The organism is Paenarthrobacter sp. AB444, assembly GCF_028736865.1.
In the GTDB taxonomy this organism is placed as follows: Bacteria; Actinomycetota; Actinomycetes; order Actinomycetales; family Micrococcaceae; genus Arthrobacter; species Arthrobacter nicotinovorans_B.
This window is the reverse complement of sequence record NZ_JAQZBY010000008.1, coordinates 153,530-175,467: the sequence shown is the minus strand read 5'-3', so window position 1 is coordinate 175,467 and position 21,938 is coordinate 153,530. Positions and strand designations below refer to the sequence as shown.

The following is a 21,938-nucleotide window of genomic DNA, read 5'->3' as shown; positions in this document are numbered from 1 at the left end:
TGGGTCCAAGGGCAGGCAACACAAATGCCCGGAAATTCAGAAGAATGCCGGGTCATTCCAGCCTACCTCCACCCCAGCCCCAGGAGTTCCTTTGCAGCCTTCGGAAGCTACGCATTCCAACACCCCGCACAACACCAAGACGGTGCTGGTGACCGGCGCCACAGGTTATATCGGTGGCCGCCTGGTCCCGCGCCTCCTTGAAGCCGGTCACCGCGTGAAAGTCCTGGTCCGTACGCCCCAAAAGATCGCCGACGTGCCGTGGCATGACGACGTCGAGATCATTGAAAACAGCCTGTCCGACGCCGACGGCCTCACCGGGGCGCTCCAGGGCGTGGACGTCCTGTACTACCTGGTTCATTCCATGGCCTCAGGCAGCGGCTTCGAAGCCAAGGAAGAAGCCATGGCCCGCTTGGTCGCCAAGGCAGCGACGGAGGCCGGCGTCGACAGGATCGTCTACCTCGGCGGACTGCACCCGGAGAACACGCAACTTTCCACGCACATGCGCTCCCGCGAGACCGTGGGCAAGGTGTTCCTGGAGTCGGCGGTGGACTCGATTGTGTTCCAGGCCGGCGTGGTGATCGGTTCGGGCTCAGCGTCCTTCGAGATGATCCGGCATCTGGCCGACACGCTCCCGGTCATGCCCGCACCCAGCTGGGTCAATAACCGGATCGAAGCCATCGCCGTAAGGGACGTGCTGCATTACCTGGTGGCCGCTGCCGACCTTCCGGACAAGCTGAACCGCTCCTTCGACATCGGTTCCCGCGACGTCCTGAAGTACAAGGAGATGATGAACGAGTACGCCGTCGAACGCGGGCTCCCCCGGCGGCTGGTCATTGCCCTTCCCGTCCCTGCGCCCAAGCTCGCCGGCTTGTGGGTTGCCCTGGTCACCCCCATCCCGCTGTCCATGTCCCTGCCGCTGGTTCAGTCACTGCAGCATGACGCCGTGTCGCGGGAGCACGACGTCGACCGTTACATCAAGCAGCCCGACGGCGGCCTGACCCCCTACCGCCGCGCCGTTGCCTTGGCGCTGGGCAAGGAACGGGATGGCCAGGTGGAGACCACGTGGGCCAATGCGGGCATCGACGCCGATCCCCTGCCGAGTGACCCCGACTGGGCCGGCTACAAAGTGTTCCTGGACGAGCGGACCTTCCACAGCGAGGCCAAGCCGGAATACGTGTGGACCATCATCGAGGGCATCGGCGGCAAGAACGGTTGGTACTCGATGCCCTTGGCCTGGAAAGTGCGCGGTTGGCTGGACAAGCTGCAGGGCGGCGCGGGACTGTTGCGGGGCCGCCGGCACCCCAAGACGCTGAACACGGGCGAGGTTGTGGACTGGTGGCGGGTCGAAGCCATCGACCGTGGCCACCTGCTGCGGTTGCGGGCCGAAATGCGTGCTCCCGGCGGTGCTTGGCTGGAGTTGGGTGTGGAACCCGACGGCGACGGCAGCCTCTATAAGCAGCGCGCCATTTTCTTCCCTCGGGGCCTGGCTGGCCGGCTCTACTGGTTAGGCGTGTACCCGTTCCATGGGTTCATCTTTCCCTCGATGGCCCGCAACATCTCAGCGGCTGCAACAGAGCTCCAGGACGAAGCGCGTTCCAGTGAGTCCGCCCGGACCCCGTAGGATGTTGGGAGCTAAAAAGCTTCACCACCACCATCCACGGAGGACCCATGGCCCTGAGTGCATCCACCACCCTGCCCCACAGCGTTGACCGCGTAGCGGCCGTCTTTGTCGACGAGGACTTCCTGCGCCACACGAGCGAATACGTGGGCGGCTCGTTGGAATCGTTCGCCGTCGACGGCGACACCGCCGGTGCTTTCACCACCACCACGGTCCGCACGCTGCCCACCACCCGCCTGCCGGAGATCGCGCGTAAGTTTGTTGGCGAAACCCTCAAGGTAACGCAGACCGAGGAGTGGGAAGCCCCTGCTGCCGACGGTTCACGCGCCAGCAAGATCGCCCTGAAGATCGCCGGCGCCCCGCTGGACGTCACCGCGGTCCAGCGGCTCGTCGCTGAGGGTGGCAGCACCCGCATCGAGCTCGAAGGCAACGTGACGTCTTCGGTTCCGTTCCTGGGCGGAAAGATCGCTGACGCTGCCGAGCCCATGGTGGGCAAGGCCCTCGGCATCCAGTCGCAGCAGGCCCAGGCCTGGCTCGAAAGCCACTAGCGTGCAGATTCCCTTGATCCTTGCGGTTGTCCTGATTGTGGCCGGTATCTGGTCGCTGGTTGTGTGGCCGCAGTTCCTCAAGCGCGTCATGAAGGACCCCCGGGCCCGCGACGCCGCAGGCAAGGCCACCAAGTTCCTGACCGTTCACGTCGTCCTGGTCACCATCTCCATGGTGCTGGGACTCGCGACGGCGGTCATCGGAATCGCGGGCCTCGTCGCCTGAGTTCCACCCAACTCGGGGACAGTAAACGCACTAATGAGCCCTCATTGGAGCGTTTACTGTCCCCTAGTTGGGTAGGATGGACTGTGGTGTGCCGGGAAGTCTGGTCGGCGGAGTCTTAGTGATACCCCGAACCAGGCAAGGAACCCCATGGCCCAGCACTCACCACCCGTCTTCTCCCGCTCCAGCTACCCCGAGTACCGCCGGATCCTCTCGATCCTCCGCACGGAAACCGTTGGCGGCGCGCTCCTTCTGGCAGCCACAGTCGTTGCCCTCATCTGGGCCAACTCCCCCGCAGCGGCCGGCTACTTCGCCCTCCGCGACCTCAAGCTCGGCTTCGAACCCTGGCACCTTGAGCTCAGCCTCGGCCACTGGGCATCCGACGGGCTACTCGCAGTCTTCTTCTTCCTGGCCGGCCTGGAACTCAAGCGCGAATTCGTGGCCGGCGAGCTCCGCAAGCCCGCCCGGGCAATCGTCCCGGTGGCGGCGGCGATCGGCGGAGTCGCAGTCCCGGCCCTGATCTTCGTCCTGTTCAATCTTGGATCACCTGAAACCCTCAAGGGTTGGGCCATCCCCACGGCCACGGACATCGCGTTCGCCTTGGCGGTCCTGGCGGTCATCAACACACACCTGCCCGCGGCGCTCCGGACATTCCTGCTCACCCTCGCCGTAGTGGATGACCTTATCGCCATCGGCATCATCGCCTTTTTCTATTCCACCGGCCTCCAGCCGCTCATGCTGCTGGCCGCCGCAGTACCGTTGGCCCTCTTCACGTTCCTGGTGCAGAAACGGATCCGCAGCTGGTACCTCCTGGTGCCGCTGGCCTTGGCAACCTGGGGTTTCGTGCACGCCTCCGGCATCCATGCCACGGTGGCAGGCGTCCTGCTCGGTTTTGCCGTGCCGGTCTTCGCGAGCGGGAAGAAAGGCGAACCGGCCGAGGGTTTGGCCGAGCACTTCGAACACCGGCTCCGCCCCCTCTCGGCGGGTTTCGCAGTGCCAGTGTTCGCTTTCTTCTCCGCCGGCGTTGCCCTGGGCGGACTGGAAGGCATGGGCGACGCACTGAAGGATCCGGTGGCCTTGGGCATCGTTGCAGCTTTGGTGGTGGGCAAGGCTGTCGGTGTCTTCGGCACGACGTTCCTGGTCACCAAGACAACCCGGGCGACCCTGGATTCGAGCATCGCGTGGATCGACCTCTTCGGCCTCGCCCTCCTGGCCGGCATCGGTTTCACAGTCTCGCTGCTCATCGGCGAGCTGAGCTTCGGCGCCGGCTCGGCCCACAACGACCACGCCAAGGTGGCCATCCTGGCAGGTTCCCTGCTCTCGGCGCTGCTGGCCGCCGTCGTGCTCAGGGCCCGCAACCGGCGGTACCGGCAGGTGCAGGCGGATGAAGAACGGGACGACGACGGCGACGGGGTGCCTGACGTCTTCTCGCGTGCCTAGGCCTGGGGTACTTGGCCTGTGGTCGCCTGGTTGAGTGCGTCCTCAGCGGCGACCCAGGAGATCATGGCGCACTTGACGCGGGCCGCGTAACGGGCAACCCCCTCAAAGGCAGCGGCGTCGCCCAGGATCTCCGGATCAGCCTGGACCTTTCCACGTGAACGGAGTACCTCGCGGAAGTTGTCGATCACCGAGTGCAGTTCCGTAACGGACATGCCCTCCCCCAGCTCGCTGAGCACGGAAGCCGAAGCCATGGAGATGGAACAGCCCGCACCATCCCAGCTGATTTGTTTCACGGTCCCGTCCGCGACGGCCAACCTAAGCGTTACCTCGTCTCCGCAGACCGGGTTCAACTGGTGCGATTGGCCGGTAGCGGCTCCTGACGGCGCCTGTGTTCCGGCGAGGCCGCTGCCGTGCCGCTGCTTGGAGTGGTCAAGGATGATCTGCTGGTACAGCTGGTCAAGACTCATGGTGCCGACGCCCGTTTCTTCAAAAAATCGTTGTGGTCAGGCCTGGAAGTAGGCCCGTACTCCGGAGACGGCATCGAGGAAGGCATCGACGTCGTCCGTGGTGTTGTAAAGGTAGGTGCTCGCCCGGGTGGTGGCCGTCAGGCCAAGGCGGCGGTGGAGCGGCTGGGCGCAGTGGTGGCCGACCCGGACGGCGATGCCACGGTCGTCAAGGAACTGCCCGACGTCGTGAGCGTGGACTCCTGCGACGTCGAACGCTGCCAAGCCAATCCGTTCGGCACCGGAGGCGGGACCCACGACGCGGATGCCCTCAATGCTCTCAAGGCCCTTGACCAGGCGCTGACCCAAAGTCGCTTCCCAGGCATGGATGCGGTCAATTCCGGTTTCGGACAGGTAATTGACGGCGGTTGCCAGCGCCACAGCCTGGGAGATGCGCTGTGTTCCGGCCTCGAAGCGCTGGGGCGCGGGCAAGTACTCGGCGCGTTCCATGGTGACCGTGGTGATCATGGAACCACCGGTCAGGAACGGCGGCAGGACATCAAGGAGCTCCTGCTTGCCGTAGAGCACTCCGACGCCTGTGGGGGCCAGCATCTTGTGACCGGAGAACACCGCGAAGTCGACGTCGAGCTTCTTCACGTCAACGGCCATGTGGGGAACCGACTGGCAGGCATCCAGGACCACCAACGCGCCTACGCGCCGTGCCATGGCAACGAGGTCGGCCACGGGATTGATGGTGCCCAGGACGTTCGAAGCCTGCGTGAAGGCCAGCAGCCTGGTCCGGTTCCCGATGATCTCCGCGGCAGCATCGAGTCGAAGGGCGCCGTCGTCGGTGATGGGAATGTACTTCAGTGTGGCGCCGGTGCGGAACGCGAGCTCCTGCCAGGGAATGAGGTTGGCGTGGTGTTCCATTTCGGTGACCACGATTTCATCGCCCGGGCCGATGGCCAGGTCCTTCAATCCGGAGCCGCCCCGGCCCTGTGCAGCCCACAAAGCCGCGTTGGACAGGGCGTAGCTGACGAGGTTCAGGCCCTCGGTGGCGTTGGAGGTCCACACGGTTTCTTCGTACCGGGCGCCGATGAAGTCCGCCACGGTCTGCCGGGCGTCCTCGAACGCCTCGGTCGCTTCGACGGCAAGGTGGTGCGCTCCGCGGTGTACCGCCGCGTTGCGTTGTTCGTAGAATTCCTGCTCAGCTTCGATGACACTGAGCGGATTTTGCGAGGTGGCGCCGGAGTCGAGGTAGATCAGGGGCTTTCCGTTGACCAGCTGATCCAGCACCGGGAAGTCGTTCCGGATCCGCAACACCTCCGCGTTGTCCATGGCATGCACGGACTGTTGCAACGAGACGGGAGTTGATACGGCAGTCAAGGGGCGCTCCTTGGAAAATCCTTCAGGGACTCCCCATTATCCCACGCAGGGCCTGATCGGGCAGTGTGCCGTTCAGCACGTCAGCTGCCTGCCCTCCCGGGGAGCCACCCCAGCGGCGGCACAGTCCCGCTGCCCAGGACACTGCGGAGCCGCTCGGCCAGGGCGTCCGACCTGCGGGCCGCCGCAGCGCGTGAGCGGGCCCTGTACGCAGGAGCCGCCTTGGCATAGCAGAGCTCGGCGTGGGCGAACAGCCGGTCCGCGGACAGCGAGCGCCCTGCCGCCTCCAGTGCCTTGGGCTCGTCCTCAAACAGGGCGCCGGCAAAGGCGCGCAGGGCGGCCCCTCCAGCACCCTCGACGGCGGTCGCGGCGGCCGCCAGGCGGCTTGGCACGGCATCGTCGACGACGGCGGTGCTGCTTGCGTTGAGCGCCAGGAGGGAGAGCGCCTCAGCTTCGAGCAACACCTTGCCCTGGCCGTGGAACTGCCCCGCCAGCGCCGGAAGATGCGTCGCTGTGCCTGAAGCGACGTCCCGGGCTCCTGCAATGTAGAGGGAGCTGAGCTGGGGCAGGAGGTCTTCGGGCGATGTCCTGGCCGAAGCCCTGTGCGCTTTCCGGGTACCTTGTTTGGCCCGGGCCAGGGCCGCGGCCGGGTCACCGCTCAACGCTTCGCAGTAGGCCAGCATCGCCTGGGCGAAAGAGCGGACCGGCGGCAGGCCGGCGTCGGACAGTTCCGCCAGCACCTCCTCCAAGGTCACGCGCGCAGCCCGCGCGAACCCTTGGCTGAGCTGGACATAGGCCCGTGCAACCTCCGAACACTCGGCCACAGGCCTGGGTATGTCGTGGGCCGGATCATCCAGAAGCGGACCCATGGCGTTCCAGCCAAGGTTGTGGCGCAAGCAGATCACGTGCCGCAGAAGCACTCCGGCGCGGAACGTTTCCATCGCCGGATCATTGCCCACGGCCTTCATTGCCTGGGTGGAACGCACCAGAGCCTGCGTTGCCGCGCCGGAGAGGAGCAGCCGTTCGGCCTCGCGGACATCCGCTGCGATCCGGCCCGCGGGGTCGTCGGCGACCTCCCCGGCAGGCAGATCAGCCCGCACCGCACCCAGCAGCTCCAACGCCATCAGCCGATGGCCGGCGTCGAGCTTCACCTCGTCCGGACCTGCCACCGCCAACTGCCGAAGGACCGGCGTGGCTTCGGCTATCCGGCCTTCGGCAATCAAAGCCCTCGCCCTGATCATTCCGGCTTCTTCCACGTGATCGGCTCCTTTGACCGCTGCGGCCGCTTGGAGCACGAGTTCGGCGGTGGAGGGGCGGTCCGCGACAGGCGCTGCGGCCAAAAGGAGCTCATCGGCGAGGTCGAGGCCGCAGTCCAGGGTCCAGGTCATCCATCGCAACATGCTCGGCGCCGTCTCCCGTGTGAGGCCCGGTTCCTCGATTTGCTGGTGGAGGGCAAGGCTCCGGGACCGCGGGACAGCAAGCCGGGTAGCCTCGCCCCACAGCCATGAACCCATGCGAACCATGGGCCGCCAGCCTGGCATCAGCCTGATACGACGGTCCGCCAGCAGGTTTTCCACGGCTTTCTGCCCACAATGGCGTTCCAGGATCTCGAAGGCGACCGGCTCGGCCAAAGCGACCAGTTCCAAAGCGAGCCGCTCCTCCGCCGGGCGGACTTCATTGTCCGCTTGGACATGCTCCACAACGCCCGGCCAGTAGCAGTGGGCGCGGGTGTCGATCGTCCAATAGCCCTCCCGCCGCACCAGAAGCCCGGCACGCCGCGCGTCCTCCACGGCGAGGCACAGGACGGCCACATTGAATCCGCTCATCGCTGCAAGGAGGCTGCTCGCCCGCTGCTGGACCTTCCCGCCCAGGAGGGACACGCACACTGCATGCGCTTCGGTGAGGGTGAACGGCGGCAGGAGGTACTGCTCCATGAAGCCGTCTTCCCAGAGCTGGTACAGGTCCTGGGGCAACGGGCGCCGGCTGTCCGCGGTAGCTACGAGTTTGGCACCGAATCCGGGAATGAGCTGCAGCAGGACCCCAAGGGACGCTGGGTCGACGTAGTGGATGTCGTCCACCAGAAGGACCAGCTGGGGCTTGGAGGACAGGTCATGCCGTTTGCTGCGTCGGCGCAAGGCAGGAGCCGAGTACACGTAGCTCGCAGGCCCGAGGGTGCTGGTGAGGGCACGAAGGACGTGGAGTCCCGGCATCGGTCCCTCGTCCATGGCCGCATCGGGGCGGTGGGCCGGTGAGTAGTAGCTGGATGCGGCAGTGGCGCTCACTCCGGGCCTGGGTGCCGCGCCGGGAACCCCCTGGGCAAGGACTCCGTACTTGGTGGCATCAAGGCTTCCGGCGAAGGTGCGGACATCCATGGTTTCGGGGAGGCCGGCCTTGAGCGAGAGCAGCAAGTGGCTTTTTCCGGAACCTTTCTCTCCTGCGACCACGATTCCTGTGGTGGAGGGAGAACGTACCGTGGAAAGAACCAGCTCCAGCAATTGTGCCCTGTCGGGGAAGTGCGGGGATCCCAGCCTGGCTGTGACGTGGTCTTCGTCCAGCCAAGGGTCCGGCAGCATGCACACTCCAATTGCAGCAGTCCCATGTCCGGGAAAGTTTTGTTTGGCGATTCGCGGGTCCCTGGCTTAGAAGCCGGCGGCGGCTGGGGGGAGAGTCTCGGTCTCAGAAGACTCTGTCGCCGCCGGCTTCGTTCAGGGCCGGACCACCTTCCGGTGGCCGGGGCATCGGCTAAAGAGACCACCGATGCGATTGATGCGACTTTCGGAATCCCGGTGATGCTTGGGGCTGAACCGTTCTTCCAAGATCAATATTGCCGGGGGCGCAAAAGGCAAACACCAGTAATCGGTACTCGATTACTTGGAGGCTTTTTACCGGCCGATACTGTGTTGTACTCAGTACCCGCAGGCGGCACTACTTGGTTCCGACACGAAACGCAGGCCGATTACTCCAGCGATTGGTTAAATCCTGCGGAAATCGGGCACAGGGGTGCCAAGGGTCTCTTTTGGGGTACTCAAACGGACACTGCGTCAGCGTCGGACAGCAGAGCCAAGATCTTCACGACGGCGGATCCCCAGCTTCGCGTAGCTGCGGTACAAATGCCCCTCCACGGTTCGCACCGACACCATGAGTTTCTCCGCTATTTGGCGATCGGTGAGGCCCGACACGGCCAGCGCCACGATGTCCTGCTCACGACGTGTCAGTGGCACCGAGTGATCGGAATCGGTGTTGGGATCGCGGACCAGGGAGTCGCCCATGCTCGCCTCACTGACGTCCCGCATGACGGCCGCCTGTCGGGCTTCGGGGCGTTTGCCTTCGGCGTCGAAGGTTGCGGCCGCTTTATCGAACGCAGCCGCTGCCGGGCCCGGCATCCCTGCCGCCGACATCAAGTTTCCCGCGTTCACGAAGCCTTGTCCGGCGCCGCTGAGTTGGGCTGCGGCCAACGAATGCCATCCAGCCGCCCAGGCTCCTGTCATCAGGGAGGCGGTTTCTTCGATGGACTCGGTGGCACTGGCGTCCCCGAGCTCCGTCCTGAGGACCAGGTTTTGCAGGAGCAACCCCGGCAACGCGTGCAGGCCCCCGGCTTCCGGCAGTTCCCGAAGCTTCTGCAGTCCGGACCCTTTGCTGAGAAGTTCATGGCCGGCCAGGGCGAAAAGGCCGGCCAGCGCCTCAACGTAGCTGTTGCCGCTGCCGGGGACCTGTTCGCCCGCCAAGCGTTGCGCGAGCGACGTGTTGCCGGATTTGGCTGCCGCATAGAGCGCCAAGGCGTGTCCCAGGCTGACGAGCAGCTGGGGGTCCTTCACCCGGAGTGCCTCGACGGCCGGAGTCAGCAGTGCCATGGCCTGATCCGTGCGGCCCTGACGCACGAGGGCCAGCCCCTTGAGTGTCTGGATGTCTCCCCCGAAGGTGATCAGCCCCATGGCCGAACTGGCGGCGTACCGGTCAAGGGCGGCATCGGCTGCACCCCAGTCACCTGATTCCAAGGCCGCCAGGACGTAGCGGAGTACGACGAAGTCGGCCACGTACAGCAGGTTCCCGCCGTGTTCATCGAGCAGGACCAGCGCTTCGCGGCCTGCGTCGAGCGCATGCCCGGGTTGCCCCTCAACAGTGAGCAGCTCGCACTGCATGGCCAGCAGGAAGATCCGGTTCACCGCACTGTCCGGGTCATCCGTCCGGAGCTCTTCGGCAAACGAGTCCAGGCCATCGCGAAGTTCGCTGTAGCGGCCCTCTTGGGCCAGCGCGGCCAACTCCAACGTCCAGGCGTGCCGTTTGACCTGCACGGCCACGGCGTCAGAGGGGCCAGTCCCATCGGTCAGTGATTTGGCCGCCGTCCGGGCATCGGAGGCGATATCCGACGCCGAATCGCCTCGCGCCGAGCGGGCGGCCGCCCATAGCAGGCCCGCACCCGTCGGTCCCAGCGGATCGGCATCAAGGAACCCGTTGCCCTCCTCCAGCAGGCGCACGGCACTGTTATAGTCGCCGTCGTTATAGCTGACCATTGCCATGACCGCGCGGGCGCGCGGGCGCAGCGCCTCGGAGCGGACCTTGCCCGCCGCTGCAAGCGCCAACGGGTTCTGGAGGAGCTTGACGGCCAGGAACGCGGCCCGCAACAGCAGCTGGTCATCGACGTCGGCACCGCAGTCCAGCGCCCAGCTCACCGTCCGGAGCAGACCCTCGGCGGTGGTGGGTTCCGAGGCAAGGTGTTGGACCATCCGTTGTCGGATCTGGAGGCTGCGGGCGGGCGAAACGATCTGGCGGAGTGCCTCGCTGTACATGGGATGCCACATTTTAAGCGGGCTGCCGGCACCATTGGTGGGGATGACCAGCCTGTTGTCCATCAAGGATCGTACGGTCTCCCTGCCCACCTCCGCGTCCAGCAGGGCGGCAGGGACGGGCTCGGACAAGGCGATGACAAACATCGCCTCCCGTTCGGCCTCGCTGGTCCGCAGCACCCTGTTCCTGACAACCTCGGCCAGGTTTTCGCCGCTTCCGGAAAGCTCGCCGGTCAGGAGCCACACACCGTTCCGCCGTACCAGGTTCCCGTCCGCCCGTGAGTCGTCAAGCAGGCATCGCAGCAGCAGCGGGTTACCTTCGGACAGGGCGTGCAGTACCTCCGCCGCGCTGGGCATGACCGTCCCGCCCAACGTCTTCTCTACCAGTTCGGTTGAGGTGTCCTTGTCCAAGGGATGAAGCTCCAGACGCTCGGCCAGGCCGTCGTACCAGAGTTGAAGCAGCGCTGCCGGCAGACCGGGCCTGGGCCTGCTGGTGGCCACCAGCCGCGCCCATCCGGCGGTGACCAGTTCGGCAAGGATCTGGGTGCTGCCTTCGTCGAGGTCGTGCGCGTCATCGACCACGAGCAAGAGGCGCGCACCTTCGCCGCCGCGCCGCTTCTCGAACTGCGACCAGAATTCGCGGAGGATCGCTACCGGAGAAGTGGCCTGCTCAACGGGTAGATCCAGCAAGTAGGGTGCCAGGACTCCAAAGGGCACGGCAGACAGTGCAGGGCTCCCGTGGATCCGCATCACCACCATTTCCGAGGCCAGACGGGCTGCAAGCTCGTCGGAAAATGCAGTCTTGCCAATGCCGGCGTCCGCCACGACAAGTACGGCCCCGGTGCCTTCCTGACGCAATATCTCCAAGGCCAGTTCAAGATCGGTGTCCCGGCCTACAAGGTACTCAGCCTGCATGGGCAGCCCGCACGCAGAATGTGGATGCCGCCCGCCCTATCTCATAGGAGCCCATTAAGCTCGCCCCGAGACGACACACCGAGCTTGGTGAACACTTGGTACAAATGGCCTTCTACAGTCCGCACAGACACCCCAATATCCATCGCGATTTCGCGGTTGCTGACACCCTTTCCCGCGAGTTTAGCAATCTGGCGCTCCCGCTCGGTCAATACCGGCGCGTCGGAACGCGGCTGGATGGGAAGCGCGGACACGGAATGCTCCAGGCGCTCCAACCTCAGCTGGGCCGTACGGGCTGTCGTGGTCTCGCCGGCATCCCGGGCAAAGTCCAAGGCCATGGCCACGCAACGCGCCTCCACCACCAGCAGATCAAGGGACGCGGCGGCATCGGCGGCTTCCAGCAAGCTGCGGGAACTCTTGTTCAAGGAGCCACGGGCGAGGTCCCCGGAAATCTTGGCCAGCGGTCCCTGGCGCCGGCCGGCAATGTCCTCCAGCAGCCGGTACTCCTCATCAGTGCCTTCCACGGTGGCCCCGAAAAGGCAGATACCGGCCGTCGTGAAGCGCTGCTCATCGATGTCGTCGTGAACGCGCTCAAGCAACCGCTCCTTCACATCGGGGTCACCCATCCACCTGCCTGCCATCTCGGCGCAGAACACCGCCACCGACTCGGAGAAGTACATCCCCGCTCCCCTGCAGGTCCTGTACAAGTCCAGGTAGCGGCCGGCCTCGACGAAATTGCCCAATTGGGCATACGCGAAGGCGGTGGCAGCGTACGCCACTTTGTTCATGTTCATGGCGGGCCGGAGCTCCAACTGCGCAACTGCGGAGCGCAGCGGTTCGACGGCGCTGGCCGGCTTGCCTGCATAGGCATACGCCAGGCCGACGCCCAGCTCGGTGAGCGCACCCCGGTACTGGAGGCGGGAGGGCCTTGAGGGAGTACGCCTCATCAATTCGATGCACTTGCGCCACTGGCCCGACAACAAAAGGACCAGGAACGCATGCCGAGCGAAAGCTTCCTCCAACTGTGCCGGCCTGTCCGAGTCCGCCAAATGCCGTGAGACGCTGCGGGCAAGCTGCTGGGCCTCCATCTCCCGGCCCAGAATGCAGCGGGCTTCGATCAGGAAAAAGGACGAGCGGAGCCAATGCTCACGGTCCTCGGCGATGTCCTTCGCCAACTCCTTTTCAAGGTCCTCGACCATGGACGCGTACTCGCCCATGAAGGTCTTGTACTCGTAGTTGCACAGCTGCAGCCTGTTCCGGGCCTTGGTCATCGTTGCCGAAGGATAGCCGGGGGCCATCGTTTCGAGCCTTTCGGAGGCCTCCGAGAGGACTCCGGGGACCATGGCGGACCGGCCGTCAATCCAAGTCATGGCCTGGCATTGGGCGGCCGTGACCTCCGCAAACTCCAGCGGATCCAGTCCGGCGATGTGTGCCTCGGAAATCTCGTCCAGCGCCTGGGCGGCGTGCAGGGGCAGGTCCAGCATGAGGTAGGCAGCGGCTTTGAGCCGCTGCCCGCGCACCCATTCGGCGTCCCCGGGGCTCAATGAGACGGTGCATTGGATGGCGAAGTTGGGGTCGTAATCGTCCAAAGCAGCGACTCCGGCGGCAAGAGCCAATGCCGGCGACGGCTGGGGCTCATCCTCGCAGGCGTGCATCCAGGCGGCGTAGCTCAACAGGTCCTGCGGTGCCAGGCCGCTGGGTTCAGGCTCTTCGGAACCGTGCAGCATGACCCGGAGTTCCTTCATGCGGCGCGTACTGAGCCAACTGCGGACCACTTCGCCTACATAGGGGTCCCGGAGGCACACCCAATGCTCTGCCTCCCGCTCCACCGTGAGCAGGCCGGATTCCTCCATCTCCACCAGGACCTGTGTCCCGAAGATGGCTGCGAGATCCACCAATCTGGCGCGCTGCGCGCATGCCAGGACTTCCACCACCGTCCTGCTGGCCTGCGGTTCGCGCGCCAGTCTGGACCGGACGAAATCCTCCACCACCGTGGCGCCCTCGAGGGTGATCCGGTCACGGAGGGTCCACACGGAGTCGTTAAGGACCAGGTTGCCCCTGTGGCGCTGCTCCTCCAGGAGCGCGTGCAACAGCATGGGGTTGCCGCCCACGGCCGCATGCAAGGAGCCCGCCAGCGTTGTGGAGACGTAGTGGCCCAGGACCGAGCCCAGCACCTGCTTGGTTTGTTCCTCGCTGAGCGTGTTCAGGTGGACCTCGCCCAGTTCACCGTCCAGGACCATCCGGTGGAAATCTGCGGGAAGATCACTGGCGCGCTGGACCGTAGCCACCACTTTGGCGGTACCCGTGGCCATCAGGTTCAGCAAAACGCCGGTGCTCATGGGATCCATGCCGCCTGCGTTGTCCAGGATGAAGACGGTCTCCCGCCCCGCGGCTTCGCTCCTGATCAGGCTGGTTACGGCATGGAGGATGCCAGTGGGAGAACCGACAGCCTCCGAGGGCAAACGGGCCAACAGGAAACCGAGGCACCCGTAAGGGGTTTGGCCATTCGCTACCGTGTTGCGGAGCTGCAGGCTGTGGACCTTGGGGCCGAGGGACGACACAACGGCCCGCGCCAAGCCGGATTTGCCGATCCCCCGCTCGCCAGTGAGGATCACACCATAAGAGTCCGGCGAGTCAAGATACTTGACGGCCCTGGACAAATCATGGCTCCGGGCCAGCAGTGACCAGGTCTGCCGGTCGCTTGGTCCGCCCACGAGATCGGGAGCCGCAGCCCTCGCTGCGCCTCCACCGCTCCTGTTTAGCAACTCCGCCGACATCTGCATCCTTAGCTAACACAATCGCGATAGTCCCCCACCGCTCATCTGCGTACCATGCACACTACCTTCGGGCGCCGACAGTGTGTAGGCCTAAAGCTGCCCGAAGCCGTCAGTCTTTGATCAGGCTTTACTCAAGGTTTGCTCAAGCTTTCGCGGGGTGGTGCTTCTGCTGGGCCGCGAGCAGGCCTTCGCCAATCAGCAGTTCGACGGCGTCGGCGGCTTCGTCCAAGAGGAAAGGAAGTTCCTTCTTCTCAGCCGTGGCGAAGTCCCGCAACACAAAATCAGCGGTATCCATTCGTCCCGGGGGCCTTCCGACGCCCACGCGGACACGCAAATAGTCCTTTGTTGCCAGGGCTTTCGAGATGTCGCGGAGGCCGTTGTGGCCGCCCTCCCCGCCGCCGATTTTTAGCTTGACTGTGTTAAAAGGGATGTCGATCTCATCATGGACGGCAATGACGTGGTCGGCCGCGATGTCGAAGAACTTGCACAGCCCTGCCACGGGACCGCCGGAGACGTTCATGTAGGTCATTGGTTTGGCGAGCACCACGCGGGGGCCGCCAAGACCAAGGCGGCCCTCCACTACCTGGGCGCGCGTTTTGTGGGCCTTGAATTTCCCACCCATGCGGGAGGCCAGTTCATCCAGCACCATTTGGCCCACATTGTGCCTGTTGTTGCTGTACTCACTGCCGGGGTTGCCGAGGCCGACAATCAGCCAGGTGTCAGTCATGGTCTCATCCTAGGAAACGTTGTGCGACGCAGCGAAGATAAGGGCGTCATGGAAAAGGAAAGTGGCCGGACCCCAAGGGACCCGGCCACTCAAAGGCATCAGCCTCAAGCAGTCAAAGACTACTCGGCAGCTGCTTCCTCGGATTCCTCGGCTTCTTCAGCTGCGGCTTCCTCGGCAACGCGGACAACCAGGGTCTCGGCGTCGGCGAGCAGGGTGGAACCCTTCGGCAGGACGAGGTCCGAAGCGTGGACGTTCTCGCCGGCCTTGCGGCCTTGGATGTCAACCTCGACGGCGGTGGGAACGTGGGTTGCCTCGGCCTCCAGGGAGATGGTGGTGGCCTCGAGGGTCGCGACAGCGCCCGGAGCAACTTCGCCGCTCACGTGGATGGCAACGTCAACGGTTACCTTCTCGCCGGCCTGGACGGTCTGCAGGTCAACGTGCTCGATGATCTGCTTTACCGGGTCGCGCTGGATGTCCTTGACCAGCGTCAGGTGCTGCTCGCCGTCGACGTCGATTGCCAGGAGGGCGTTCGAAACGCGGACAGCCAGCGTGGTGGCCTTGGCCGGCAGGTTGACGTGGAGCGGCTCTGCGCCGTGGCCGTAGATGACAGCCGGGATCTGGCCGGCCATGCGTGCACGGCGGGCGTAGCCCTTGCCGAATTCGGTGCGCAGTTCTGCGGTGAGCTTCTGCTCAGACATGTGTACTCCTTGATTACTGTGGCGCCCGGTGAAGTCCGGGCTGGTCTATCAGCAAGGGCGGAGGTCTGGAGACCTTCGACGCCCGGCTGAGCACGGCCGCGTGTAGCCGTTCCGCCTGTGTTGAAGGAGATGCAGACCCAGTCGATAACGGAGACCCGCAACCCTGGTCCACGAAACGCGGACCGGATGTGCTCTCCCTCGCCAAGGTATCCCCAAGAGTCTAGCAGCGCTGCCCGCATTCGGTGAAAACGGGCGCAAAAACGGGCCACCCGCACGCACGGAGGCGGCGGATGGCCCGTTTTGTGTGTCTGAAGGTTATGCCTTGCCGTCGAACAGGCTGGTGACCGAACCGTCGTCGAACACTTCGCGGATGGCGCGCGCAATCAAAGGCGCGATCGACAACACGGTGAGCGACGGAAAGCGCTTCTCCGCCGGGATCGGCAGGGTGTTGGTGACAACAACTTCGCGGGCACCCGAGTCAGCGAGGCGCTGCGCCGCGGGGTCGGAGAAGACTGCGTGGGTGCAGGCGATGATGACGTCCTTGGCACCGGCGTTCTTCAGGACCTGGACGGCGCCGGAGATGGTTCCGCCGGTGTCGATCATGTCGTCGATCAGAACGCAGGTACGTCCTTCCACCTGGCCCACAACCGTCTTGGAGACGGCCTGGTTGGGCACGGTGAGGTCACGGCTCTTGTGCACGAACGCGAGCGGGGCGCCGCCCAGGCGTTCGGCCCACTGCTCGGCCACGCGGACACGTCCGGTATCAGGGGAAACCACCGTGATGTTGTCTGCTTCAACCTTGGTGCGGATGTAGTCAGCCAGCAGCGGGATGGCCATCAGGTGGTCGACGGGACCGTCGAAGAAGCCCTGGATCTGCGAGGTGTGCAGGTCGACGGACATGATGCGGTCGGCGCCAGCGGTCTTGTAGAGGTCGGCAACAAGGCGGGCGGAGATGGGCTCGCGGCCGCGGCCCTTCTTGTCCTGGCGGGAGTACGGGTAGAACGGGGAAACGACCGTGATCCTCTTGGCGGAGGCGCGCTTGAGGGAATCGATCATGATCAACTGCTCCATGAGCCAGTTGTTCAGCGGTGCCGGGTGGGCCTGGATGACGAAGGCATCAGTGCCTCGCACGCTCTCGGCCGAACGGACGTAGATCTCACCGTTGGCGAAGTCGTAGGCGTCGATGGGCAGGAGCTCGGTCTCCAGCTCCTTCGCGATTTCCTGCGCCAGCTCCGGATGCGCCCTTCCGGCGGCGAGAATCAGTTTCTTCTCGCCGTGTGCGGTAATTTCGCTCATGCCTGATTGCCTTCTTCTGTGGTTGCCGGGGATTGTGTGGAGATGGAGGTGGAGGTCAGCTCTTGCGCTGCTTCGGCCAGCTTGGCGGAGCCGCTGCCCGGACGGTTGGCGATGACCCAACCTTCGGCGTTGCGCTGGGCTGCGAGGCTGACGGCAAGGGCCCCAGCGGGAACGTCCTTGCGGATCACTGCCCCGGCGCCGCTGTAGGCGCCGTCGCCGACTGTGACGGGAGCGACGAAGACCGTGTTCGAACCCGTGCGGACGCCCGAGCCGATCACCGTGCGGTGCTTCTTCTCGCCGTCGTAATTTGCGGTGATGTTTCCGCAACCGATGTTGGTGTCTTCGCCGATTTCGGCGTCGCCGGCGTATCCCAGGTGGGAGAGCTTCGAGCCCCGGCCGATGGTCACATTCTTGGTCTCATAGAATGCACCGATCTTGCCGGTCTCGCCCAGGACCGTGCCCGGCCGGAGGTAGGTGAACGGACCTACGGTTGCCTTCGCACCGATCGTGGAACCGGATCCGTGGGTGCGGACCACCTTCGCGCCTTCGCCGACGTTCACGTCGGTGAGGGTCGTGTCAGGTCCGACGACGGCGTCCCTGGCCACCGTGGTGGAGCCGTGCAGTTGCGTATTTGGCAGGAGGCGGACGTCCTCGTCAAGGGTGACGGTGGAGTCGATCCAGGTGGTGGCGGGATCCACCACAGTCACGCCGGCGCGCATCCAGGCTTCGATGATGCGGCGGTTGTGCTCGGCGCCCAGCGCCGAAAGCTGGATGCGGTCGTTGGCGCCCTCAACCTGCCAGCGGTCTTCAGTCACGACGGCGGCGACCCGGCCACCGGCGTCGCGCGCCAATCCGAGGACATCGGTGAGGTACATCTCACCCTGGGCGTTATCCGTCGTGACGCTTTCGAGTGCCTTGCGCAGGACAGCGGCGTCGAAGGCGTAGATACCGGAATTGACTTCGCGGATGCTGCGCTCGGCGTCGCTTGCGTCCTTGTGTTCGCGGATGCCCGTCACGGTACCGTCTTCGGCACGCAGGATGCGGCCATAGCCGGTGGCGTCGTCCAGGACGGCGGTGAGGACCGTTACGGCGTTGGCTTCGGACTCGTGCGCGGCAACCAGTTCGGCCAGCAGTTCACCGGTCAGGAGGGGAACGTCGCCGTAGGTGACCACGACTGTGCCGGTGAGGGGGGCTTCGGCGTCGAGCGCGTTCAGGGCCACTTCCACCGCGCGTCCGGTGCCGGGGATCTCGTCCTGGTCAACGATCAGTGCTTCGGGGTCCAGTGCCGAGACGTGCTCGGCCACCCGGTCACGCTCGTGACGGACAACCAGCGCGAGCTTTGCGGGGTTGATGGCGCGGGCTGCGAGGAGAGCGTGGCCAACCATTGACCGGCCGCCGATTTCGTGGAGGATCTTGGGAGTGCGCGACTTCATGCGCGTTCCGGCGCCTGCGGCCAAGACGATCACCGCTGCGGGACCGTTGGTTTCGGGGCTCACGTACTGGCTCTCCTTGCTCTGTATGTCCCGGGTAACCCGGCTTCGGATCGCTGCCATCCAACAATGGACCCAGGCACCGTTAGAGCCGTCACAGGTACAGAGAAGGAGCGCGTTTTCCGACCGTTCCGCCCATAGGATTCGAACCTATACTCCACGGCTCCAAAGGCCGGGGTGCTGCCGTTACACCAGAGCGGACCGTGTGTGGCTCCTCCTTCGGACCAACGGCCCGGAGGGTCTCCCGGAGTACCGGGTTCCACACACAAGAAACTAGTTTGCCATGACCATTGCGTGCTTCGCGACTTGGCCTACCGGCAAACCCTTCGCGACGCACCATCGCACGGCGCCTTCACCCGCCCGGCACGGCATCTGCGGCATGATGGTCAGGTGAGCAAGCGCACTGAACTTTCCCGGCCTGAGGGCACGTCCGCCCCGTTGGACCACGGTTCCAACGGCCAGCAGGTGCGGGTCCGGATGACCGGTCAGCAGCGCAAGTCACAGTTGATCGGCATCGGCAGGGCGTTGTTCTCCGCCCGCGGCCTGGATGGCACCACCATCGAGGAAATCGCTGCGTCGGCGGGCGTTTCCAAACCGGTGATCTACGAACACTTTGGTTCCAAGGAAGGCCTGTACCGGCAGGTTGTGGAGACCGAATTCCGTATCCTGCTGGACTCCATCACAGAGGCCCTCAGCACCGAAGCCAAGCCCCGCGTCCTGGTGGAGCGCGCGGCCTTGGCCCTCCTTGGCTACATCGAGGACCGCACTGACGGCTTCCGGATCCTTATGCGTGACGCCCCGCCCTCGCAACCCGAAGGCGCCTTCTCCACCCTGCTCTCCCATGTCACCGCCCGCGTGGAACATTTGCTCTCGGACGAGTTCGCACGCCGCGGCTTCAGCGCGGCCGACGGCGCCATGTACGCCCAGATGTTAGTGGGAATGGTTGCAATGACCGGCCAGTGGTGGCTCGACAGCCGTGAGCCGGACAAGCGCGCTGTAGCGGCACACTTGGTCAACCTTGCCTGGAACGGACTGACCGGCTTGCAAAAGGAACCGGAGCTGCGCTCGGAGGGCTGACCCTCCCTCACAACCCACCACATTGAGCCAATCCCTCACTCACAACCCACCACATTGAACCAATCCCTCACCCACACCCCACCGCTTCACCTGGTGCAATTTCCGGCATGAGTAGGATGTGCGCATGACAGCACCCCAGCTCTACCTCAGCTTTCCTGGCACGGCGCGCGAGGCCCTCAGCTTTTACGCGGACGTCTTTGGAGGCGAACTATCGTTGCACTCCTACGCGGATTTCGGGCGCGACGACGGACCTTCCGATGCCATCGCCCACGGCGTTCTCAACGGCGTCGTGGCGTTGATGGGTTCCGATGCTGCCAACGGGGAAAAGTCGGTCCATATGGAAGGGGCCATGCTCTCCCTCCTCGACGCCGCGGAACCTCCGCTCCTGCACGAGTGGTTCGACAGGCTCGCCGACGACGGCCGGATCGTTGACCCGTTGGCGCCCAAACCGTGGGGCGCCTCGGACGGACAGGTCATCGACCGATACGGCCTGCATTGGCTGATCGGCTACGAACCCGGGGCGTAAACCCCCGGGGACGTGAGCGAGCGTCCACACCAAACCCGGGGGACGTGAGCGAGCGTCCACACCAACCCCGGGGGACGTGAGCGAGCGTCCACACCAAAGCCGGGGGACGTGAGTGAGGGTTGGGACTACTCGCCCAGGACCTCGGCAGCTTCGAGCCACTCCAGCTCGAGTCCCTCTTTCTCGTCGAGCAGCTCCCGAAGCTTGACGTTGAGCTCGCTCAGGGCATCGAAGTCGCCGGATTCGGACTTCGCTGCCATCTGGGTGTGGAGCTTCTCCTCCTGCTGCGCCAGCTTCCCGAGTTGCCGGTCAATCCTGTTGAGGTCCTTCCGGGCTTCCCGCTTCTCGGCCTCGCTGGCCCCGGACTGGGCGGCGGAGCCCGCACCTGGGGATCCGCTGGCCGCCGTCGGAGCCGTGGAGCCACCCAACACTGCGCCGGAGGCCAACGCGGCCTCACGCAGCTCGAGGTACTGATCCACACCGCCGGGCAGCCCGCGGAGCTTTCCGTCGCCCAACAATGCCATCTGGTGGTCGGTGACGCGCTCCAGGAGGTAGCGGTCGTGACTGACCACAACCAGGGTCCCGGGCCAGCCGTCCAGGACGTCCTCAACAGCGGCAAGGGTGTCGGTGTCGAGGTCGTTGGTGGGCTCGTCGAGCATGAGGACGTTCGGCTCCCCCACCAGCAGGCGAAGCAGCTGGAGCCGGCGTCGTTCACCACCGGAGAGGTCCGCGACCGGCGTCCACTGCTTTTCCTTCGTGAATCCGAGTTGCTCAACCAACTGGCCGGCGGTGAATTCCTTGCCGCCAACGCTGAAGGACCGCTTTTCGCGCTCGATCACTTCTATGACCCGCAGGTCCGATACTTCGTCAAGCTCCTTCACGTCCTGCGTCAGGACAGCAGTAACCACTGTCTTGCCGCGCTTGACCTTGCCCGACGTCGGCTGGATCTCCCCGTTGAGCAGCTTCAGCAGGGTGGACTTACCGGCGCCGTTGACGCCAACCAGCCCGAGCCGTTCCCCCGGTGCCAGGCGCAGGGTGATGTTGTCGAAGAGCTTCTGCCCGGACTCGCCGCCCTGGAAATCCAGGGTCACATTTTCAAGGTCCAGAACGTCCTTGCCCAAACGTGCCGTCGCCATCTTGCTCAGCGCCACCGAGTCCCTGGGCTCGGGTACGTCCGCAATGAGGTCATTGGCAGCTTCGATCCGGAATTTCGGCTTTGCCGTCCGGGCGGGCGCACCGCGCCGCAGCCAGGCAAGTTCCTTCTTGACGAGTTGCTGGCGCTTGTTTTCGACGACAGCGGCCATGCGGTCACGCTCGGCACGGGCCAGAACGTAGGCGGCGTAACCGCCGTCGAACATGTCCACCATGGCGTCGTGGACTTCCCAGGTGTAGTTGCAGACTTCGTCAAGGAACCAGCGGTCGTGGGTGACCACCAGGAATGCACCCTGGTTGGCGCGCCAGCGCGACTTGAGGTGGCGCGCCAGCCAGGCGACGCCTTCGACGTCGAGGTGGTTGGTGGGCTCGTCCAGCATGATGACGTCGTGATCTTCGATGAGCAGCTTCGCCAAGGCAACGCGCCGCTTCTGGCCGCCTGACAACGAGTGCACGTTGGCGTGCCAGTCGACATCACCAACCAGCCCGCCCATGACCTCGCGGATCTTGGGGTTGGCTGCCCACTCGTGGTCGGCGCGGTCGCCAACGATGGCGGCGCCAACCGTCAGGTCGCCGTCGAGTACGTCAGCCTGGTCCAGATAGCCCACGGTGACGTCACCGCGCTTGGTGACCCTGCCCGAATCCGGGGTCGAGCGCATGGCAAGCAGCCGCATGAGCGTGGATTTGCCGTCACCGTTGCGGCCGACCATGCCAATCCGGTCGCCATCCTCCAAACCGAGGGTGACGCCGTCGAGGACAGTGCGGGTCGCGAACGAAACGGTGAGGTTTTCGCCGCCGAGCAGGTGAGCCAATGGGTACTACTTTCTACTGCTGGAATGCGGAGGTACAG

Annotated in this window: 16 protein-coding genes and 1 tRNA gene; 6 read left to right on the top strand and 11 right to left on the bottom strand. The window is 64.9% G+C overall.

All coding sequences use genetic code 11. The annotated features are described in order from the left end of the window. Nucleotides 1–91: 91 nt before the first annotated feature. The 4 genes from PQ627_RS11940 to nhaA all read left to right on the top strand — a co-directional run bounded on the left by PQ627_RS11940 (nt 92) and on the right by nhaA (nt 3,826). The gene (locus tag PQ627_RS11940; RefSeq protein ID WP_274261221.1) at nt 92–1,621 is read left to right on the top strand and encodes an SDR family oxidoreductase; all 1,530 of its coding nucleotides are present in this window, start codon (nt 92–94) and stop codon (nt 1,619–1,621) included. Between the two features lie 47 nt (nt 1,622–1,668). Then, nucleotides 1,669–2,166, top strand: coding sequence for a DUF2505 domain-containing protein (locus tag PQ627_RS11935; RefSeq protein ID WP_144661953.1), 498 nt, complete (start codon nt 1,669–1,671; stop codon nt 2,164–2,166). A 1-nt stretch (nt 2,167) separates the two neighbouring features. Next, nucleotides 2,168–2,389: an SCO4848 family membrane protein gene (locus PQ627_RS11930; RefSeq protein WP_274261219.1), complete on the top strand. Its 222-nt coding sequence runs from the start codon at nt 2,168–2,170 to the stop codon at nt 2,387–2,389. Nucleotides 2,390–2,536: 147 nt separating this feature from the next. Next, nucleotides 2,537–3,826, top strand: coding sequence for a Na+/H+ antiporter NhaA (gene nhaA / locus PQ627_RS11925; RefSeq protein ID WP_274261218.1), 1,290 nt, complete (start codon nt 2,537–2,539; stop codon nt 3,824–3,826). Here nhaA and sufU read toward each other — a convergent pair. From sufU to PQ627_RS11875, 10 genes are all read right to left on the bottom strand, one after another. Beyond that, on the bottom strand, nt 3,823–4,293 hold the full coding sequence (gene sufU, locus PQ627_RS11920; protein WP_274261217.1) for a Fe-S cluster assembly sulfur transfer protein SufU: 471 nt from the start codon (nt 4,291–4,293) through the stop codon (nt 3,823–3,825). The genes nhaA and sufU overlap by 4 nt on opposite strands. A 36-nt stretch (nt 4,294–4,329) precedes the next feature. Beyond that, nucleotides 4,330–5,655, bottom strand: coding sequence for an aminotransferase class V-fold PLP-dependent enzyme (locus PQ627_RS11915; RefSeq protein ID WP_274261216.1), 1,326 nt, complete (start codon nt 5,653–5,655; stop codon nt 4,330–4,332). An 80-nt stretch (nt 5,656–5,735) separates the two neighbouring features. Then, nucleotides 5,736–8,225: an ATP-binding protein gene (locus tag PQ627_RS11910; RefSeq protein WP_274261214.1), complete on the bottom strand. Its 2,490-nt coding sequence runs from the start codon at nt 8,223–8,225 to the stop codon at nt 5,736–5,738. Nucleotides 8,226–8,693: 468 nt separating this feature from the next. Beyond that, nucleotides 8,694–11,351: an AAA family ATPase gene (locus PQ627_RS11905; protein WP_274261212.1), complete on the bottom strand. Its 2,658-nt coding sequence runs from the start codon at nt 11,349–11,351 to the stop codon at nt 8,694–8,696. Nucleotides 11,352–11,392: 41 nt separating this feature from the next. Beyond that, nucleotides 11,393–14,125, bottom strand: coding sequence for a LuxR C-terminal-related transcriptional regulator (locus PQ627_RS11900; RefSeq protein ID WP_274261210.1), 2,733 nt, complete (start codon nt 14,123–14,125; stop codon nt 11,393–11,395). A gap of 142 nt (nt 14,126–14,267) precedes the next feature. After that, nucleotides 14,268–14,852 (bottom strand): aminoacyl-tRNA hydrolase, encoded by a 585-nt coding sequence (gene pth / locus PQ627_RS11895; RefSeq protein WP_144661947.1) that lies wholly within the window; start codon nt 14,850–14,852, stop codon nt 14,268–14,270. A gap of 119 nt (nt 14,853–14,971) precedes the next feature. Next, nucleotides 14,972–15,550: a 50S ribosomal protein L25/general stress protein Ctc gene (locus PQ627_RS11890; RefSeq protein ID WP_274261208.1), complete on the bottom strand. Its 579-nt coding sequence runs from the start codon at nt 15,548–15,550 to the stop codon at nt 14,972–14,974. A 315-nt stretch (nt 15,551–15,865) separates the two neighbouring features. Continuing rightward, nucleotides 15,866–16,846, bottom strand: a complete 981-nt coding sequence (locus tag PQ627_RS11885) for a ribose-phosphate diphosphokinase (protein WP_011774071.1) — start codon at nt 16,844–16,846, stop codon at nt 15,866–15,868. Beyond that, nucleotides 16,843–18,342, bottom strand: coding sequence for a bifunctional UDP-N-acetylglucosamine diphosphorylase/glucosamine-1-phosphate N-acetyltransferase GlmU (glmU, locus tag PQ627_RS11880; RefSeq protein ID WP_274261204.1), 1,500 nt, complete (start codon nt 18,340–18,342; stop codon nt 16,843–16,845). Before glmU ends, PQ627_RS11885 begins: the two co-directional genes overlap by 4 nt. A gap of 123 nt (nt 18,343–18,465) precedes the next feature. Then, nucleotides 18,466–18,537: transfer RNA gene (locus tag PQ627_RS11875), tRNA-Gln, on the bottom strand. Between the two features lie 276 nt (nt 18,538–18,813). On the opposite strand from PQ627_RS11875, the gene PQ627_RS11870 reads away from it, so the two are divergent. Both PQ627_RS11870 and PQ627_RS11865 read left to right on the top strand, forming a co-directional pair. After that, the gene (locus tag PQ627_RS11870) at nt 18,814–19,413 is read left to right on the top strand and encodes a TetR/AcrR family transcriptional regulator (protein ID WP_144662034.1); all 600 of its coding nucleotides are present in this window, start codon (nt 18,814–18,816) and stop codon (nt 19,411–19,413) included. A 124-nt stretch (nt 19,414–19,537) separates the two neighbouring features. Then, nucleotides 19,538–19,939, top strand: a complete 402-nt coding sequence (locus PQ627_RS11865; protein WP_274261203.1) for a VOC family protein — start codon at nt 19,538–19,540, stop codon at nt 19,937–19,939. A 125-nt stretch (nt 19,940–20,064) separates the two neighbouring features. Here the strand turns inward: PQ627_RS11865 and PQ627_RS11860 are convergent, their stop codons facing one another. Continuing rightward, the gene (locus PQ627_RS11860; protein WP_274261202.1) at nt 20,065–21,900 is read right to left on the bottom strand and encodes an ABC-F family ATP-binding cassette domain-containing protein; all 1,836 of its coding nucleotides are present in this window, start codon (nt 21,898–21,900) and stop codon (nt 20,065–20,067) included. Nucleotides 21,901–21,938 lie beyond the last annotated feature (38 nt).

What these genes read in the sequence shown, in the direction of transcription:
- PQ627_RS11935 (WP_144661953.1), top strand. Translation starts at nt 1,669, where the DNA reads ATGGCCCTGAGTGCATCCACCACCCTGCCCCACAGCGTTGACCGCGTA.
- nhaA (WP_274261218.1), top strand. Translation starts at nt 2,537, where the DNA reads ATGGCCCAGCACTCACCACCCGTCTTCTCCCGCTCCAGCTACCCCGAG.
- sufU (WP_274261217.1), bottom strand. Translation starts at nt 4,293, where the DNA reads ATGAGTCTTGACCAGCTGTACCAGCAGATCATCCTTGACCACTCCAAG.
- PQ627_RS11910 (WP_274261214.1), bottom strand. Translation starts at nt 8,225, where the DNA reads ATGCTGCCGGACCCTTGGCTGGACGAAGACCACGTCACAGCCAGGCTG.
- PQ627_RS11905 (WP_274261212.1), bottom strand. Translation starts at nt 11,351, where the DNA reads ATGCAGGCTGAGTACCTTGTAGGCCGGGACACCGATCTTGAACTGGCC.
- PQ627_RS11900 (WP_274261210.1), bottom strand. Translation starts at nt 14,125, where the DNA reads ATGTCGGCGGAGTTGCTAAACAGGAGCGGTGGAGGCGCAGCGAGGGCT.
- pth (WP_144661947.1), bottom strand. Translation starts at nt 14,852, where the DNA reads ATGACTGACACCTGGCTGATTGTCGGCCTCGGCAACCCCGGCAGTGAG.
- PQ627_RS11890 (WP_274261208.1), bottom strand. Translation starts at nt 15,550, where the DNA reads ATGTCTGAGCAGAAGCTCACCGCAGAACTGCGCACCGAATTCGGCAAG.
- PQ627_RS11885 (WP_011774071.1), bottom strand. Translation starts at nt 16,846, where the DNA reads ATGAGCGAAATTACCGCACACGGCGAGAAGAAACTGATTCTCGCCGCC.
- PQ627_RS11870 (WP_144662034.1), top strand. Translation starts at nt 18,814, where the DNA reads ATGACCGGTCAGCAGCGCAAGTCACAGTTGATCGGCATCGGCAGGGCG.
- PQ627_RS11865 (WP_274261203.1), top strand. Translation starts at nt 19,538, where the DNA reads ATGACAGCACCCCAGCTCTACCTCAGCTTTCCTGGCACGGCGCGCGAG.